Below are 16,646 nucleotides of genomic sequence, written 5' to 3' on the forward strand. Positions count from 1 at the left end.
ATTTATGAAATGAAGACAAGATATATCAGAGTATCGACATTGAACCAAAAAATTGAAAGACAATTACTGAAGCAATATCCTGATGAAAAAATTTATATCGATAAAATAAGTGGTTCAATTCCATTTGATCAAAGACCTTCCGCAAGGGAACTACTTAGAGATATTGATAGAAATAAAATACAGTATATTAGTGTTTCCAGTATAGATCGATTAGGAAGAAATACACTAGATGTGCTACAAACAATTGAAAAGTTACACTGCAATGAGATATGTTTAAAAGTTGACAATTTAGGCCTTGAAAGTTTGGTAGATGGGAAAGAGAACCCTACATTTAAACTAATAATAAGTGTTCTGGCGAATATCAGTGAAATGGAGAGAAATTCACTATTAGAAAGACAACGGGAAGGGATTCAAATTGCGAAAGCTAAAGGGATTTATAAAGGAAGGTTGAAGAATACTTCAGAATCTGTTGATGAATTTTTAGCTAAATATCCAAATGTAATTAGTTATCTAAATAGAAAAAATCCACCAACTATAATTGAAATTGCAAAATTAACAGACTGTTCAAAAAATACAGTTCAAAAGGTAAAAAGGTATATTAATAAAATGTAGAGCTGTATTTCAAAAAAATCTTTAACTGCAAACTTAATCTGATTAAAGCTGGAATAGTAAAAAACCTAATAATGCACCTCCAGCAACAATGAACGCAGTATTGATTTTTTTAAATTTAAAAACAATGATGCCACTTATGGTTGCAATTAAAATTGTTCGCCAGTCAACAATACTTTCCTTGCCCATTACAAGACAAACAGATAATATAATGGCTACCGAGGCTACATTTACTGCATCAAGAAATACTGACAAACCTTTTGAGCTGCGCATTTTTTTTACTAATGGATTGAGAAACGCTACAAAGACAAATGAAGGAAAGAATATTGCTATTGTTGAAACAATTGCACCGTATAATCCGTTAATTTGATATCCTATAAAAGTGACTGATGAAAAAACAGGTCCAGGTGTAAATTGTCCCACCGCAATTGCATCAATAAGTTGTTTTCTTGTTAAAAAACCTGTTTGTACTAATTCCGTGTCTAAAAAAGCAAAAAGCACATATCCACTACCATAAAGTATCGCACCAATTTTAAGAAATATCAAAACCAATTTAATATTGGTTGTATCCCAAAAAGATATTTGTGAGATTTTAATATAAGCAAAGGGTATAAAATTTTGAATCGTATTATTCTTATTAGAATATAGCAAATAAGCTGCAAATTCCAGTGATATTGACCACCCAATTCCAATTCAAAGTGACCATGTAATTTCGGTTTAAATTGACCACCCTTAATTTTGATAAAAACGCTTGTTTTTCATGTGTCAATTGGTATTCAAATATAATAATTAATTACTCGTATTTACTGCTCTTTTCTTTCTCATAGATTCCCCCTGGAGTTCCAGGCGGTGAGACTGATGGATAAGTCTGTCAAGAATAGCATCAGCAATGGTCTTTTCACCAATAATGTCATACCAGCCTTGCACCGGGATCTGTGATGTTACAATGATGGAGCCGTTGTTGTGACGGTCTTCTATAATCTCAAGAAGGGTTATCCTGTTGGTGCTGTCCAGTGCCTGAAGACCAAAATCATCAAGGATGATCACATCCTGTCTCTGTATTTTTGCAAGTTCCCTCAGGTAGGATCCGTCTGCTTTTGCCATTTTTAGCTTGGCAAACAGCTTGGAAGTATTAAAATAATTGACCTTAAAGCCTTCAATGCATGCTTGGTACCCTAAGGCGGTCCCCAGATAACTTTTACCCACGCCTGTACTTCCCGTGATCAGGATGTTCTCATTTTTTTCTACGAACTCACATCCTGCAAGACGCATGACCAGATTACGGTCGAGGTTGCGGGTGTCATCGAAGTTGATACTTTCAATACTCGACTTGTAATGGAATTTTGCATTTTTGATGCTTCGCTCTATGCGCCTGTTGTGCCTCTCATCCCATTCGGCATCGATGAGCATCGATACAAACTGGTCGAGGGTATAATGGTCTGTCCTTCCGCTTTCAATAGCGGTCTTAAAGGCATTGTGCATGCCGTAAAGATTCATTTGCTTCATTTTGCTCACTGTCGGTTCGTTCATAACTTTTGATATTTAATGATAGTATTGTTTTCCTCTGATGTTGCCGTGATCAGGCAGTTCCTGCTCCTTTTCTTCATTTTCCAGATTAATGATCTGATCCAGATTGTTCTCCAGTATTTTCTGTACGGTCTTAAAGCTGTAGATCTTAAAATCCAATGCCCGTTTACAGGCATTTATCAATCTTTCCCTGCCTACTTTTTTTTCGAAGTTCAGGATTCCCAGACAGCTTTTGTAAGCTTGCTCGGGATGATTCCGGCTGTCGATAATTTGGAGGATATATTCTCCCACTGAAGTATCAATACTGTTTGCCCAATCGATAAAGCGGGAAGCACTCCATCCTGTTACAAACTGGTGCGTGCTGGCCAGATGTTCTGTAATGGTCGTGTAAACATAAGGCTTGTAATTGCGCCTGTGCATGGCAATCCTGTTGTATTTATAGTAAATCTCCACGGTGGAAGATGTGTACAGGATCTTGATTTTCTTCTTGATATACTGATACGGAACACTGTAGTAGTTCTTGTCCCGGCTCAGCTGTACGTGCCCGTTCTGCATCACGGTTGCAAAGGATTGGTGTCTGATCTCAAAACGATGCTCAGGCAGTGGGCGGAGTTGCTGCTTCTCATCTTCTAAGAACAGCTCATAGCGGGAGTACGGACGTCCTGTGAGCTTACGTTTGTTATGAGAGTCTAACAGATCCCAAATCTCACGATTCAGTTCATCCAGACCGCAGCATTCCTGTTTAAGATTGGCATAAATCCTTCTGTACAGGATTTTGACCGCTCCCTCTACCAAAGATTTATCTCTCGGTTTGTAAGCCCTGGCAGGCAAGATGGTCGTTTCATAATGTTCGGCCAGATCGGCAAGGGTCTCATTGATGGTGGGTTCAAAACGGCTGCTTTTGATTACTGCGGATTTTAAATTATCAGGAACAATCGCTGCCGGTGTGCCTTCAAAAAAGCGGATGGCATTTTCTACAGAACGTACAAAATCTTCCTTCTGCTGGCTCATAGAGGCTTCAGCATACGTGTACTGGCTCGCTCCCAGAATAGCTACAAAAAACTGAACTTCTTTAATCTCCCCGCTTTCCTTATCTATAATGGAGAGCGTTTTTCCTGCATAATCGACATACATCTTATCTCCGGATTTGTGATTCATATGCATTACCGGGTTCACACGCTTGCCCCAGATCTTGTAATGATGCCGGAACTGTGAACTCTGAAAACCATTAGGATGCAGTACAAGATACTGTTCCCACATATGATGTATAGTGACTCCTACCTTTTTAAGCTCACGTTCCATCTTGGGAAAAAAATCATACAGGGACTGTAGTTTGGAGCTAATGGGCTGAACCGTGTTATGGGAAAACAAAAGTTCCAGCTCGGCGTCCGTCTTCTCATTGATCGTATCAAGGCTTAAACCCAGGATCTCATATAAGGAAATGTATTTTTTTACGGTATTTCTGGAAAGCGATAAATAGCTGCTTATAAATAACTTGCTCTTTCCATTACTGTAGAATTTTATGACTTTTCTAATTTTACTCATGTCTGTTATTTTATTTGCCATAATCCGCTTTTTTTTAACGAATGTATGACGCTAACATCATGAAAAAATCAAGTCGTTCTTATCTCAAATATAACCCAGATAACAGGTGGTCATTTTGGACCGGAAAGTGGTGGTCAATTTGCTCCGAAACCAGTGGTCAATTTACTCCGAAATTAGGTGGTCAATTTGACCGTTTTTTCCAACATAATCGAATCTCCCGAAAAAGTTCTCGCTGAAAGAGTATTGTTCAATTCCTCTTTAAAAGCTTGTTCATTTTGGACTTCTGCTAATTCGTCCTTACACGAAATTTGAAAGGAAATTAACCCTATTGAAAGGACATAAAGAAATAATTGCCTCAGTTTTAATTTGTCGTTTTGTTTTATCATTATTATAAATTTTTAACTAGCTAAATATAAAATAAAAACTGAATTTCAGAATAAATAATTATACTGATTTTTTATACTCAAATCTTTAATGAAAATTCGTTAACTGAATAGTTATAATAAATTACTTATCAATACTTAATAGATTCCATCATTAACGTGCTATGTTTTCCGTTTCGTCGACTGACCCCTCTTTGATGATTTAATATGTTCTATGACCATTTACTAAAAAAGTCTTGCAATAAATCTTGCAACTTTTTTAAAATTTATATCCCGCCAAAACCGGCAAGACTCCATTCTTAGAAGGTTTGTAAGTACACATCATCATCAATAATTTCCGTACATTTTTTTATGTAAAGAAAATTCAAGAAGGATGTAATGATCTCGTCGAGCGCGGTAAGAAAATATGTTTTAAAAAATAATTAAATTTTGTGACCACCATTTCAATCAGCACAAAGGCAATCAATGAAACGGAATGAATTTGAGCAATTTATAAAATATTTTTAGATTTTAAATGGTGTTTTACCCTTTTATTTTGGTGGAGTTGAAGGATATTGAATCACTTCTTATATTCAGAATATTATGTTTAAATTTAAGCTTTGCTGCCACTGTTGCTATTTTGCTAAAAGTGAATAGGTTCGGGGTATTTCGAATAGTCTTCGACGTTCCGCAGGAAACCTCCATTTTTGTGAATCCTTTCTGTGCTCCGTTAAAATCTTCTATCAGTTATTAAAGCAAAAACAGAGGCGCAGATTTGGTAAAGATTTTTATTTCCAATAGTTCCAGTTACTGCCATCATATACCGCAATCGAATTGCTTACTGTATCATAGCACATCATACCAGCATAGGGACTTTTTACTGTTGTATGAGGATTTTTAATGTGAGGTAATATAATTGCCTTATTGGGAGACTCTAAAACAAGTACTCCCGTAGCCGAACTTATATTGGAACCTATTATCACACCATTCCCACTCTCTGCACTTGTATTGGATGTAAGATTGGTTAAACTTCCCGTATCTGACATATCTACCCAACTACCATTAGTAAACATTCTCACTTTTACTGAAGTTTTATCAAATATGAATGTTCCGTTTTGTGGATTATTAGTAGTTGGAGTGGTAGCAGAAAATGTAGGAGTTGCTGTTAATGCAGGGAGAATGATGCCTTTGAAATTAGTGGTTTCAACATCTGTCGGAGAATTAGTAGCTGTTGCTCCCCCGAAATCCAGCAGTGTACTGTTTCCATTTACTGATGTTTTACCAATGGCTACCTGGGCGGATAAGGTTAAAGAACAAAATATAAGACTGCCTATATAGAATGTTTTTGTATTTTTTATATTTTTCATATTTTATATTTAATCGTTACACGCTCTTTTTATACATTTCCAAGTAGTTCCGTTATAAAGTTTTATACATTGATCTGTAATATCATATGCTATCATACCTTTTTGGGGATTAATAATATTTGCTGTACTTGTTGTTCTGGTAATAACCAGTCCTTTCGTATTAGATTCCAATGCAATAAAACCATTAGGAACTCCACCTTCATCAATTGTTGGACCTTCGGGCCAATTTTTGTTACGGTTTTTTAATGTGGTAATTCCTACTTTTGAATATCCATCAGGAATTCCTGACGCTCCTGGTTTTATGCAGTAATCTACAGCGATGAAAATTGAGGCATTATTGCTTGTAAGCCCGGCTAAATCTTTAATATTATAATTAACGGTAGTAGCGTTTCCGAAGAATCCGATAGCGGGGGTAAATGTTAGATTTCCAAGATTATCTACCAGCCAAGTTCCTTGTCCGGCAATTATAAATCCTTTCGTATATCCTCCGGAAGTTATAATATTGGTTGCACCAGAGGGAGCGATGAGATTAATTGTAGAGTATATTAAAGACCCTGAATTCAAGTCATAATCATTCGTTACGATACTGAATGTTTTAGACATATTTTTACCAACAGAAGCATTATCATCTACCGCTACAGGAGGTTGATTGATTCCAAAATTATTCCCTGAAGAAATGCTATTAGATATTGTTGCTGTGAAACTGTTGTCAGTAGTTCCCACTTTATTACCTACAACATTAAAACCTGTTGGCTCTGTTAACTGAATTGTGTAAGGACCGGGATAAGTATTGGTGTTTATATTGTCAAAATAATAATATCCGTTTACATCAGTTGTTTTTGATCCTATTTCTACTCCATTATTAAAGAGCTTAACAGTTGCTCCCTGATATCCGTTACCATCGGGAATTCCTGCATTATTATCATTAAAGACAGTTCCGCTAAAAGTAGATGCAAAAGTAATTGATGCAGCGTTATAAGCACCAATAAAAGCAGGATCTGATGTTCCTGAATATGTTTGGATTAATGTTGTTGCACTCTGATAATTAGCGGTCGTTATTCCCATTTCAGACCAATCTAAAGCGATAACTCTAATGTTTCTCGTACATCCACTTGAAGTTCCTGCATCATAAAGAGGAGGCGATACATTTGCTCTGTAAAATTTCCAGCAGGCGTTACCAATAGACGGAACTACCGGTATACCATTTACTTCTGCACCAAAAGCTACCGAATAAGGAGTTCCTACCATCGGATCTGATGGGGTGGGACCATTTTGAAAGTGAAATACATCTGATGTACTGCTGGGTTGTCCCATCTGAGTAAAAATAAGATCCGGTACACCATCTCCGATTGATGTGGGAACAATTCCCATCGTATTGAAGGCAATGTTAGAGCCTTGTGGTATATTAAAAATAGCAGTTCCTAAACCTAAACCGTTAATACCATCAGTAAGATATTGTACTAAATTATTATTAACCGGCACCGGCGTTACATTACCATTTCCTCCAAATGCTTGTCCTACCCCAATAAAAGTTCCGCTACCTGGAGAGGGGATTGTGTAAATGGGTAATGAAATAAATGTGGCAGATGTGAAAGGAATATTATTGCTGGATAAAGCCGAATTATTAACTCCGGTAGAATAAGTTATGGGTGTGTTAATATTATTAATTCCATTTGCATTCCAAGTAAAGGCAAGTAAATTATGATTGTTATTGGGTATTACTGCATTGTTGGAGCTTCTCCAATAACCATTGAAATCTGAAAATATTTCGGAAGCGGGGCGTACTGTGTTCTGTGATTTTACAGTAACTATTGTGAATAATCCTAAAACTAAGGCAATCTTATTTTTCATCTTGATTTTAATAGAAGTGCAAACTTAAAATTATTTTTTAATATATTGATTATAAGTTTGTTTTATTTTTGGCATAGATGAGTGCGTCGTAAATTTATCCCAAGGATTAAAAAAGAAATTGAAATGTATGCTTTCATTTCCATGATATATCGAGGTGATAAAGATTTGGAAATTTTGAATCAAGTATCTCATGATATTGCTATGGAAATTGAAAATTTGTGGAGATTATAAAACATAAGAAGATTTTATCAGACGGATTAATATTATGATGGAACCGATGAAGGTTCTAATTTTTATTTGAGCATTCTGGTTTACTTGTAAACCAAAGAATGAATTGCTTGTTGAAATAAGATTACTATTAATAAATTTTAAACCTAAGAATAGGGGTTTGATGTTAATTGAAGAACCTGTTCAGGAATTTAAACTTCCACAACTGAAAAGAGAAAGTTTCGAGGATGCATTTGATGAAATTGAGTTAATTGGACTTCCAGTTTCATGTAGTCCTTTTGATTTATTAAAAACCAAATACAGAGGATCAGTATTTGTAAAAGACTTGTTGAAATTTCATAAAAGACAGGTAAAAATGTTAGCATATCTTATTTCCAGAAAACACGTTCCCACTAAAAAAGGGACGATGTATTTTGGAACTTGGATCGATGTCAACGGTGATTATTTTGACACCGCACATTTTCCCAATAGTTTAAAGGAATATGATTTTCAGGGAGGCGGTTGTTATTTATTACTCGGAAGGGTTGAAGTTGATTTTCACTTTCCTACCATTACTATTCATAAAATGGCAAAGATGCCAATGATCACCGATCCCCGGTATTCTTACGATAAAGAAAAACAATATGATATTCACCGTCAAATTAAAGAAGATGTAAGTATGACTTTTAGAAAGCCTTATCCTCAGGAACATGAAATTGGACTGCCAAGAAACAATTCGGAAAAAAATAAAGAGGCTGTCCCAAAAGGTAAACTAATGCTCTGAGAATCTCCTAAATGATAAAAGTTGTCAAACAGGAGTCCGAGAGAGAGGGTACTTTTGAGACAGCCTCTTTTTATCTTCCTGCACTAATTGGAGGATCATAACCACTTATATTATCTAAATCTAAATGATCAAATTCCGATAAAAATTCAATTGTGAAAGAATCTAAATCGTACAGTCCTACTATACCTTTATCATTATGGATAACAGCACAAAGATAAGTTTCCCCATTTTCATAACCTTTTGTAAACCACATATGAAACTTTCCTTCAAAATTTTCTCCATTATGTTTTGTAGTTACTTTTACTCGTAATAATTGCGACATATACTTATATTTTATTACATCAAATATACCGCAAATAAATATAGTTTTAGCCTACAATTGCTTTCGCTATCTCAATCATAATAATACAGAAATTTGCTTAGGCATAGGAAATTTGGCTTTTCTGGCGTAGTTCTGTAGATGTTTTTTCTTTTCTCCGGTTTGAGTTCTGGAGGAGCTGAACTCGGAGGACTTTTATTTGCTTCGTTTATGAGGTTTCGGCTTTCTGTGCTTTCATCATAGAACTTGGAGAACAGGAGAAACGGAAACGAAGTGAACGCTCGAAATAGTTTTGCCCGAAGGGCTTGGGAGTGTCTGAAAAATTTCTTTCCTGGAGAAATTTTTTAGATACCCAAAACTATTTTTTTCTTCTGCTCTCCAGGTTCTACTTTCGCACAAGAAAACGACATCCGGAATAATGGAGCAAAAAAAGTCCGGAGGTTCATTCTTCAGACGAAACTCCGGATTATTAATAGTCGGAAAAAACATCTTCTATTTCTTCCCTTTCTCAGATGCTTGATACCCTTGATAATAAATACTGAGCTTTTCATGATCTTTAGGATTCGATTTCTTCCATGCTTTTAAAACTTTGTTCTGATATTCGTAGCTTTCCAATTGTTCTTTATTGACAATGGTTTCTCCTTTGCTTTCATAAGTATTTCTTGGAAAATCTTTAAATGTGTATAAAAGTTGATCATTGTAATTTTTTATTCTTGGAGCAAATAAAATTCCTAAAGAATTGCATACCCCAAATATGATTTCACTATATCCATGAGTGTCTGTAGAATGCATGTCACTATCTATATCTTTGTTATGAAGAAGTCCATCAAGTATATATCCAGCTTCTCTTTCAGAAGCACTAATTACACTGTTATAAAAAAGCTTACTTTTTTCATCAATAAAACTATAAGCGGAAATACCTTTTCCGGTTCCAAAATATTTAAAAGAATGAGTTGCATTGATTGAAGGAACGGTTACGTTAAATTTTTGTCCATCACTTGAAGTGTGTAATGAATCTTTTTTCTGAAGGTATATTTTGGGTAGTGAAAGTTTGTCCGTAATTTCTAAAATCATTTGATTCGCTTCATCAATATTATCCCTACTAAAAAACCATCTTACTACATATTCTAATTTATCAGCTCCGATACCTGTAGATATTTTACACATTTTCCTTACACCAATATTGCATCCTAAAGCTATAACTGCTGCATAAATAATATTTCCTGCAGGAGAATCTTTACTTGATTTTCGACTGTAGTGTAGAAAAGAGGAAGTAAAATCTGTCGAATAATTTATGTCTGATAATATTTTTGTAAGAGGAATATAAACATTTTCTCCAATAGCCTCATGAACAAAATGACTTGTTACTTCGGTCAATTTTGGGGTGGTTACTCTTGGTTTATTATCTTTCCCAAACTTTAGGTATTCGTTCGTTAGAATATTTTCGTTGGTTTTTTTATAATGCTCAACCAAATTTTCTTTTAGAAGTAGCAGAGCATCTTTCATTTCATACATATGATTAATATTCGCTCTTTCAATCAATTCTTTTTTTTCCAAATTCCATCGGTTGTATCCAATTAAATAATCATCAATTGATTTATACTTATCAGAAAATCTAAGATTAAGCGTACCACCTTTTATATGATTAGCAGCCTCTCGGAACAAAAATATTTTATACATCTGCGGATTAAATTCGCCATTCTCAGTGAATAACCATTTCTGTTCATTTTTAGGAATAAAATCACGAGGTGCCGTATGGGTTATTTTTCCATTTTTAGCTTGATAATTTTTAATAACAGATATCATATTGGAATCAGACATTTCAGTATTGAACTCAAGCATTAATAGTATTCCGGCAACTCTATTATGAATTTTTCTATATCCATTATTCGCACAAAAAATAGTGCGATATGAGCTGTATGTAAAAGATACCCTCGTAAACTATGCAGGCAAAGAAAAAAGAGCCATAGCCGTAAATGGGCAGATACCAATGCCTACACTCACTTTCACAGAAGGCGATACAGCCGAGATTATAGTACACAACCAATTAAAAGAAAGTACCTCACTGCATTGGCATGGAGTGTTTTTACCCAATAAGGAAGATGGAGTGCCCTGGCTTACGCAAAAGCCCATTAAGGCAGGCACAACCTATACCTATCGTTTCCCTATAATACAACACGGAACACACTGGTATCACTCACATTCGGGCTTGCAGGAGCAAATTGGGATGTATGGCAGTTTTATAATGAAGAAAAAAAATGATGATAAAACCTTTAGAAAAGGTATAGATGATTTACCAACCGTACCCATCATATTGAGCGAATGGACAAATCTTAATCCCGATAACATCAACCGGATGTTGCATAACGCTAATGATTGGGCAGCTATTAAAAAAAACGCAACACAGTCTTACGCAGAAGCAATTAAGGAAGGTCATTTCAAAACAAAAGTAACCAACGAATGGAAACGGATGCTGGCAATGGACGTCAGCGATGTATATTATGACAAAATTTTAATCAACGGAAATAATACTGCCAATTTAAAAACCGTTGACGGCAAAACTCTAAAAGCGGGTGACAAAGTGCGTTTACGTGTGTCAAACGGTGGTGCTTCATCGTATTTTTGGCTGCGTTATGCAGGTGGTAAAATTACTGTAGTAGCCAATGATGGCAACGATGTAGAGCCCGTAGAAGTTGATAGATTAATTATTGCAGTTTCTGAAACCTACGATGTAGTTGTCACCATTCCGGCTGATGGTGTAGCTTATGAATTTTTAGCTACTACCGAAGACAGAACACAATCGGCAAGCTATTTTGTGGGCAACGGTATTAAGCAATTGATTTCCCCACTTCCCAAATTGAAATATTTTGAGGGAATGAAAATGATGAACGATATGATGAAGATGAATGGCGATCTGGATGATATGGGAATGAAAATGAGCTTGAATCAAATGGATATGAACGTAGTAATGTATCCTGAAATTACCGGAGATGGAAAGCAAAAGCAAGATCATAGCCAACACAATATGAATATGGATAATGATCCCAATCGCTACAATGCAAACGCTTTAGGGGATATTAAAACCCTGAATTACGCAATGTTGCAATCTCCTTACAATACCTCGCTTCCCAAAGATACTCCGGTGAAGGAATTGAAATTTACCCTTACTGGAAATATGAATCGCTATGTGTGGAGTATGGATAATAAAATACTTTCAGAAACCGATAAAATACCTGTGAAAAAAGGAGAAATTCTACGAATTACTATTCACAATAACTCAATGATGCGCCACCCAATGCACTTACACGGATATGATTTCAGAGTTATTAATGGGAAAGGCGAAAAATCCCCTCTTAAAAATGTTTTGGATATAATGCCAATGGAAACTGATACGATTGAGTTTCTAGCGAACGAAGAAGGAGATTGGTTTTTCCACTGTCATATCCTTTATCATATGATGTCGGGAATGAACAGGGTTTTTGCAGTGGATGATTATCAAAATCCGAATTTACCTGACAAAAAACAATCATATAATATGTTGCGGAGAGAGAGTAATATGCCACACTTTATGGCTCAAAACGATTTCGCTACCAATGGAAATGATGGTGATGCAATGCTTCAGAATGCAAGATGGAGTTTAGGTACAGAATGGCGTTTAGGCTATAATGATATGCACGGTTATGAAGTAGAAACTCACTTAGGACGATACATTGGTAAAATGCAATGGTTTATGCCATTCATCGGTTTTGACTGGAGGTATCGTAAAATGGGTATGGATGAGCACGAAACCAATTTATTCGGACAGAAAAACGAGAAAGATACACGTAGAGCCATTAGCTTGGGATTTATGTACACATTGCCAATGTTGGTTAATTTTCAAGCAGAAGTCTATCATGATGGTATTGTACGGCTTTCTTTAATGCGTGAGGACATTCCTATTACAAAAAGATTGAGGGCAGGTTTTATGGTAAATACCGATATGGAATATATGACAGAACTAAAATATATTATCAATAAAAATGTAGGCATTCGTACCCATTATGATAGTGATATGGGATGGGGTGCGGGAATTACGCTGATGTATTGATCTGTATAGCTAAAACTACTATTTTAAGCCGATTTTTAATTAGAATCGGCTTATTTAGTTATGGAAGTATTTCTAAAGTGAACATTTTGTCCCATTTTTGGCTTGAACCCAATATTGGGATACCGAAACCTACTGCGGGAGGTAGTGGGTCTTGGTCAAACGGATGGTCTGGAAATTTTAGTAATTTTGGATCATGGGCAAAAAGAAATTTTAAGTATAGTCCTCAATTTAATTAGTCTGAAAAAGCATGAAAAAAAAATGGATATTTATATTGTACTTTTTGTTGACGACCAATAGTTGCGAGTTGAAACCAGATTGTGATTCTAATAAAAAGTTTAATCTGTCAAATGAATGTATTGCAGTTGCTCTTGTAAAACCAACACATTCTGATGTTTTCTTGGAAAAAGGATATAATCCTTACACACAAGAAATATGTAAATGCAAAGAATATGATAGATGGATGCGAATTTTTTATAAGGAAATTGATGTAGGAGATACAATAATAAAAAAAAGAGGAGAACTTTTTTTTCAAATTCGTAAATCTGATACTATAATTACTCATAAATGGAAATGTAGCAATAAATAATGATGTATTCATTTTATGATAATCAGAGTCGTTGAAAGTAAAATAAATTTTAAACAAAAATATTATATGAAAATCACTAAATATTTTGCATTATTAATTGTGGTTATATTAGCAGGATGCAACAAGATAACAATCAGTACTGAAGATAAAAAATCAATTGAAGAAGTACAAAAGTTTTATGGTGGCTACATCGAGACGAGTAAGGGCATTGAGACATTTAACACCAAATCGAATAGTTATTTTGAAGTGATTATAAAAAATAGTAATTCAATTAATAGCCAACCTCAAAGAGTAGCATCTAAAGCAGCCAATATTGCTTTTATGATTTTTAAAAATCAAAGTTCTGATAGTTATGACGTAATTAAGACAACAATTATACTATCAGATGGAACAAAAGTTTCAAAATCATTTTCAAAGAATGATTTATTACAAGTTGAAAACCTTTATCCCGAATTGGAAAAATTGAATTCGTTTTTAATTACAAAAAACTATGATGGTATTACAGAAATGTTTGATCCAAAATTTAAACCTAAAGAAGGAGTTGTTGAAAATGCTTTGGCAGATTTTGATAAAAAATTTGGGGATCTTAAACGAATTCAATTTCAAGGATTTGAGTTTATTGATGATTCCGTTTTAGGTCACACTGTATTAATGAGGCAAGTTGGTGAAAGAAACAATGTTTTCCCTTTTATGAATATGGCTTTTGACAGAAATACAAAAAAATTACTAAACATTGAATTCCCATAAGGTAGTGTATAAGATGTGTTGATTTGAAGTTTTTAAAACAATAATGATTAAATTTTGACTTACTCCTGATCCATGGGCTGTATATAGAAAAAAGCTTGCGGATCATAGATTAAGACAATCTAGAAGTACGTTATATGCTGCCATAGGAGATCCAAGAGATGATGTTCATCTTTTGCTTGATGGTCTTGGAAATGTTCCTGCCTTTGGGGAAGTGTTTGACTTAATGAATGGTGGGATATATGCATTAAGGGGTGATAAAATAAATGCTGTGGCAAACTTTTCAGCAATGGTGCCTGTTTTTGGAACTGGGTTAAAATATGGGGTTAAAGGTATTGCTAAAGGAGCAGGAACAACATATGAAATTGCGGATGGAGTTAGACGTGCTAAAGCAGCACAACAGTTGGGGCATAAAACTATTGAAGCTGTTGATAATGCAGGATGATAAGCCGTCTAAGATTCCGATGGCAATCAATATTGGGAAAAAGACCAAACAGATTGTCTGGCAGAATATCATACTGGCATTTATCGTGAAGGGGATTGTTCTTGCTCTGGGGGCAGGAGGATTGGCAACAATGTGGGAAGCTGTGTTTGCAGATGTTGGTGTGGCAATGCTGGCGATTTTGAATGCTATTAGAATTCAGAAAATGAATTTTAAATAAAAGAAGTTTTTTATAAATTCCAGGAAATCTAACATTTGAAAATAAAAATTAGAAATACAAATTAACTAGATAAAATAGTGCATAATCGAATTGTAATAAATTAAACTACTGAACTGCTATAATTTATTTTTCCGTTTGATTAATCTTAAAAAACGATGAAAATTAAATTGGCTTTGCAAATATTATAGATTACATTGAAGGAAAGTATAAATTTGGACGTTAGGTTAATTTTAAAAAAACAGTCAACAAATGAGAATTCAAATAGATTTTGACAAAAAAGTCCGGTCACAGACAGTCCTTGCGCTTGAACGGTTTCTTAACTACAATTTGATTGAAATTAATCATGGATTGACCTTCGAAGCAATTTTTATTACATTCATCGAAAAGCCCAAAAAGACACAGAAATTTAAACGCAAATTTTTGTACAAAAAATATGCTGACATCTCAATTCCCTTAGACTTTTCCAATTATAGTGAACTGAATTTAGTAGATTTCAATAATGCCTTTGAGTCAATCATTGAAAACATTGAAGTAGTTAATGAAATTGATGTCAAAAATAGGGACTTCAAAATTTTAAAACTTAAGGAGAACATAATTTCTTTAAGAGCATTGTTACCTAAAAACAATTTAGCATTAGAATTTTTCATCGAAAACAGTAAAGAGCTAGATAAAGAAATCCATTTAAAAAGAATGAATTGCAGAAAGGAGCAGAGAGTGAGTAACAAAAGGGACTTAATAAAGAAATTGAAGGGATTTAGGGCTTACGACAAAAATGATAATAAATTACTGAGACCCTATCTTAATAAAATCACTAATATACTAGAGAACAATTTAAAGCTAAATCAACTTTTATCTCCAGGATATTCTGAAATTTACTTTAGCATTTCAGACACTTTAGAAGATGCTAAAACAGAGTTTCCTCTCGAAGATTGGTATGAATATACATATTGTGAGATGGACTACGATAAGTTTGAAAGCCTTGATGTAATTAATAAATTTAACTATCTATCTGGCATTTTATCGAGTTCATTAGATGAAATCTGCAGAATTGACCATTTGGACAAAACAACGATTGAAGAACTGAAAGCTAAATTTCAAAATGACTTAAAAGAATTTTTGACAAATGGTAGTCCGGAACAAATTGAAGATGAGCTTAAAGCATTTTCGAGAAATGAAAAAATACTATTAAACAGAAAATAAAACAACTCTTAACAAGTTTTCCTGTTCGTAAGCAACAATTCGAATAAAAGTATAATAGCAATTTATAAGCTTTGGAGCTGGCAGGCAGTTTACGGTTTCAAAAGCTTACCATTTCAAAACCATGAAAATTTACAGATGAAAATAAATCTCAAAAAACGATGACAATTCAGCAATATATTGATAATTTAAATAGACTATATCAAACTGGAAACGCAAGAGAACATTCGTATCGAGGAGACTTACAAACTCTTTTATCGACATTACTTCCTGACATTCTAGTTACTAATGAACCCGCTCGTATTGAATGCGGAGCACCTGATTATGCCCTTACGAAAGGCAAGCATAATATCCCTGTGGGATACATCGAAGCTAAAGATATTGGAGTTAAACTAGATTCTAAAATTCTCAAGGAACAATTTGATAGATATAGATTAGGCTTAAGCAATTTAATAATCACTGATTACTTGACGTTTGAATTTTACAGAGACGGTGAGAAAGTGAAATCCATTACGATTGGAAGTATCACAGGTTCTCAAATTATCAGCAATCCCGAACAGTTTTCAGAATTTGAAAGCCTCATTAGAAATTTTGTTCAGACAATATCTCAGACCATTAAAAATCCTCAGAGATTGGCAGAAATGCTTGCTGGTAAAGCTAGATTAATGGCTGTGTAAATCGTCAGCAAAAAGTAGACATTATATAGTATAAAAGTTAAGGAGTGTTTTCAAAAAAAGAATTACATTTAATTATGGAAACACCTAAAAAGAAAAGTTCCGAAAAATTCGTAAAAGACATC

The 16,646-nt window shown here is 34.5% G+C and carries 14 protein-coding genes and 3 pseudogenes; 9 read left to right on the plus strand and 8 right to left on the minus strand.

The window, feature by feature from the left end; all coding sequences use genetic code 11:
- The first annotated feature begins 9 nt into the window (after positions 1-9).
- Positions 10-612: a recombinase family protein gene (locus tag BA768_RS13990; RefSeq protein ID WP_065721265.1), complete on the plus strand. Its 603-nt coding sequence runs from the start codon at positions 10-12 to the stop codon at positions 610-612.
- 42 nt (positions 613-654) lie between these two features.
- On the opposite strand, the pseudogene BA768_RS13995 reads toward BA768_RS13990, so the two are convergent.
- From BA768_RS13995 to BA768_RS14020, 6 genes and pseudogenes are all read right to left on the minus strand, one after another.
- Positions 655-1,278 (minus strand): annotated as a pseudogene (locus BA768_RS13995) (chromate transporter); the annotation flags it as partial.
- Positions 1,279-1,398: 120 nt separating this feature from the next.
- Positions 1,399-2,139 carry an IS21-like element helper ATPase IstB gene (gene istB / locus BA768_RS14000; RefSeq protein ID WP_065721266.1) on the minus strand — a complete coding sequence of 247 codons (741 nt, stop codon included), beginning with the start codon at positions 2,137-2,139 and terminating at the stop codon, positions 1,399-1,401.
- Between the two features lie 12 nt (positions 2,140-2,151).
- Positions 2,152-3,702, minus strand: coding sequence for an IS21 family transposase (gene istA, locus BA768_RS14005; RefSeq protein ID WP_065721267.1), 1,551 nt, complete (start codon positions 3,700-3,702; stop codon positions 2,152-2,154).
- A 152-nt stretch (positions 3,703-3,854) separates the two neighbouring features.
- Positions 3,855-4,067 (minus strand): hypothetical protein, encoded by a 213-nt coding sequence (locus tag BA768_RS14010; protein WP_065721268.1) that lies wholly within the window; start codon positions 4,065-4,067, stop codon positions 3,855-3,857.
- A 764-nt stretch (positions 4,068-4,831) separates the two neighbouring features.
- Positions 4,832-5,410 carry a hypothetical protein gene (locus tag BA768_RS14015; RefSeq protein ID WP_065721269.1) on the minus strand — a complete coding sequence of 193 codons (579 nt, stop codon included), beginning with the start codon at positions 5,408-5,410 and terminating at the stop codon, positions 4,832-4,834.
- Between the two features lie 9 nt (positions 5,411-5,419).
- A complete protein-coding gene (locus BA768_RS14020; protein ID WP_065721270.1) occupies positions 5,420-7,261 on the minus strand; it encodes an Ig-like domain-containing protein in 1,842 nt (613 codons plus the stop codon).
- A 238-nt stretch (positions 7,262-7,499) separates the two neighbouring features.
- Here BA768_RS14020 and BA768_RS14025 point away from each other — a divergent pair.
- Positions 7,500-8,252, plus strand: a pseudogene (locus BA768_RS14025) (DNA polymerase III subunit alpha); the annotation flags it as partial.
- A 70-nt stretch (positions 8,253-8,322) separates the two neighbouring features.
- Here the strand turns inward: BA768_RS14025 and BA768_RS14030 are convergent.
- Positions 8,323-8,574, minus strand: a complete 252-nt coding sequence (locus tag BA768_RS14030; protein WP_065721272.1) for a hypothetical protein — start codon at positions 8,572-8,574, stop codon at positions 8,323-8,325.
- A 489-nt stretch (positions 8,575-9,063) separates the two neighbouring features.
- Complete coding sequence (locus tag BA768_RS14040) at positions 9,064-10,392, minus strand: Tn3 family transposase (RefSeq protein ID WP_165601793.1); 1,329 nt, start codon at positions 10,390-10,392, stop codon at positions 9,064-9,066.
- An 82-nt stretch (positions 10,393-10,474) separates the two neighbouring features.
- On the opposite strand from BA768_RS14040, the gene BA768_RS14045 reads away from it, so the two are divergent.
- The 7 genes and pseudogenes from BA768_RS14045 to BA768_RS14075 all read left to right on the plus strand — a co-directional run bounded on the left by BA768_RS14045 (position 10,475) and on the right by BA768_RS14075 (position 16,524).
- A complete protein-coding gene (locus BA768_RS14045) occupies positions 10,475-12,658 on the plus strand; it encodes a multicopper oxidase family protein (RefSeq protein ID WP_228388432.1) in 2,184 nt (727 codons plus the stop codon).
- A gap of 247 nt (positions 12,659-12,905) precedes the next feature.
- A complete protein-coding gene (locus tag BA768_RS14050) occupies positions 12,906-13,244 on the plus strand; it encodes a hypothetical protein (protein ID WP_065721276.1) in 339 nt (112 codons plus the stop codon).
- A gap of 66 nt (positions 13,245-13,310) precedes the next feature.
- Positions 13,311-13,991 carry a hypothetical protein gene (locus BA768_RS14055; RefSeq protein WP_065721277.1) on the plus strand — a complete coding sequence of 227 codons (681 nt, stop codon included), beginning with the start codon at positions 13,311-13,313 and terminating at the stop codon, positions 13,989-13,991.
- 172 nt (positions 13,992-14,163) lie between these two features.
- Positions 14,164-14,433: a hypothetical protein gene (locus BA768_RS21785; RefSeq protein WP_410493524.1), complete on the plus strand. Its 270-nt coding sequence runs from the start codon at positions 14,164-14,166 to the stop codon at positions 14,431-14,433.
- A pseudogene (locus BA768_RS14065) lies at positions 14,417-14,650 on the plus strand (heavy metal translocating P-type ATPase); the annotation flags it as partial. The gene BA768_RS21785 and the pseudogene BA768_RS14065, both read left to right, overlap by 17 nt.
- 249 nt (positions 14,651-14,899) lie before the next feature.
- A complete protein-coding gene (locus tag BA768_RS14070) occupies positions 14,900-15,850 on the plus strand; it encodes a hypothetical protein (protein WP_065721280.1) in 951 nt (316 codons plus the stop codon).
- A 158-nt stretch (positions 15,851-16,008) separates the two neighbouring features.
- Positions 16,009-16,524 (plus strand): hypothetical protein, encoded by a 516-nt coding sequence (locus BA768_RS14075; protein WP_065721281.1) that lies wholly within the window; start codon positions 16,009-16,011, stop codon positions 16,522-16,524.
- Positions 16,525-16,646 lie beyond the last annotated feature (122 nt).

The organism is Chryseobacterium sp. CBo1, assembly GCF_001693475.1.
GTDB classification, from domain to species: domain Bacteria; phylum Bacteroidota; class Bacteroidia; order Flavobacteriales; family Weeksellaceae; genus Chryseobacterium; species Chryseobacterium formosense.

Coding starts and splice junctions, on each gene's coding strand:
- BA768_RS13990 (WP_065721265.1), top strand. CDS start 10: ATGAAGACAAGATATATCAGAGTATCGACATTGAACCAAAAAATTGAA.
- istB (WP_065721266.1), bottom strand. CDS start 2,139: ATGAACGAACCGACAGTGAGCAAAATGAAGCAAATGAATCTTTACGGC.
- istA (WP_065721267.1), bottom strand. CDS start 3,702: ATGGCAAATAAAATAACAGACATGAGTAAAATTAGAAAAGTCATAAAA.
- BA768_RS14010 (WP_065721268.1), bottom strand. CDS start 4,067: ATGATAAAACAAAACGACAAATTAAAACTGAGGCAATTATTTCTTTAT.
- BA768_RS14015 (WP_065721269.1), bottom strand. CDS start 5,410: ATGAAAAATATAAAAAATACAAAAACATTCTATATAGGCAGTCTTATA.
- BA768_RS14020 (WP_065721270.1), bottom strand. CDS start 7,261: ATGAAAAATAAGATTGCCTTAGTTTTAGGATTATTCACAATAGTTACT.
- BA768_RS14030 (WP_065721272.1), bottom strand. CDS start 8,574: ATGTCGCAATTATTACGAGTAAAAGTAACTACAAAACATAATGGAGAA.
- BA768_RS14040 (WP_165601793.1), bottom strand. CDS start 10,392: ATGTCTGATTCCAATATGATATCTGTTATTAAAAATTATCAAGCTAAA.
- BA768_RS14050 (WP_065721276.1), top strand. CDS start 12,906: ATGAAAAAAAAATGGATATTTATATTGTACTTTTTGTTGACGACCAAT.
- BA768_RS14055 (WP_065721277.1), top strand. CDS start 13,311: ATGAAAATCACTAAATATTTTGCATTATTAATTGTGGTTATATTAGCA.
- BA768_RS14070 (WP_065721280.1), top strand. CDS start 14,900: ATGAGAATTCAAATAGATTTTGACAAAAAAGTCCGGTCACAGACAGTC.
- BA768_RS14075 (WP_065721281.1), top strand. CDS start 16,009: ATGACAATTCAGCAATATATTGATAATTTAAATAGACTATATCAAACT.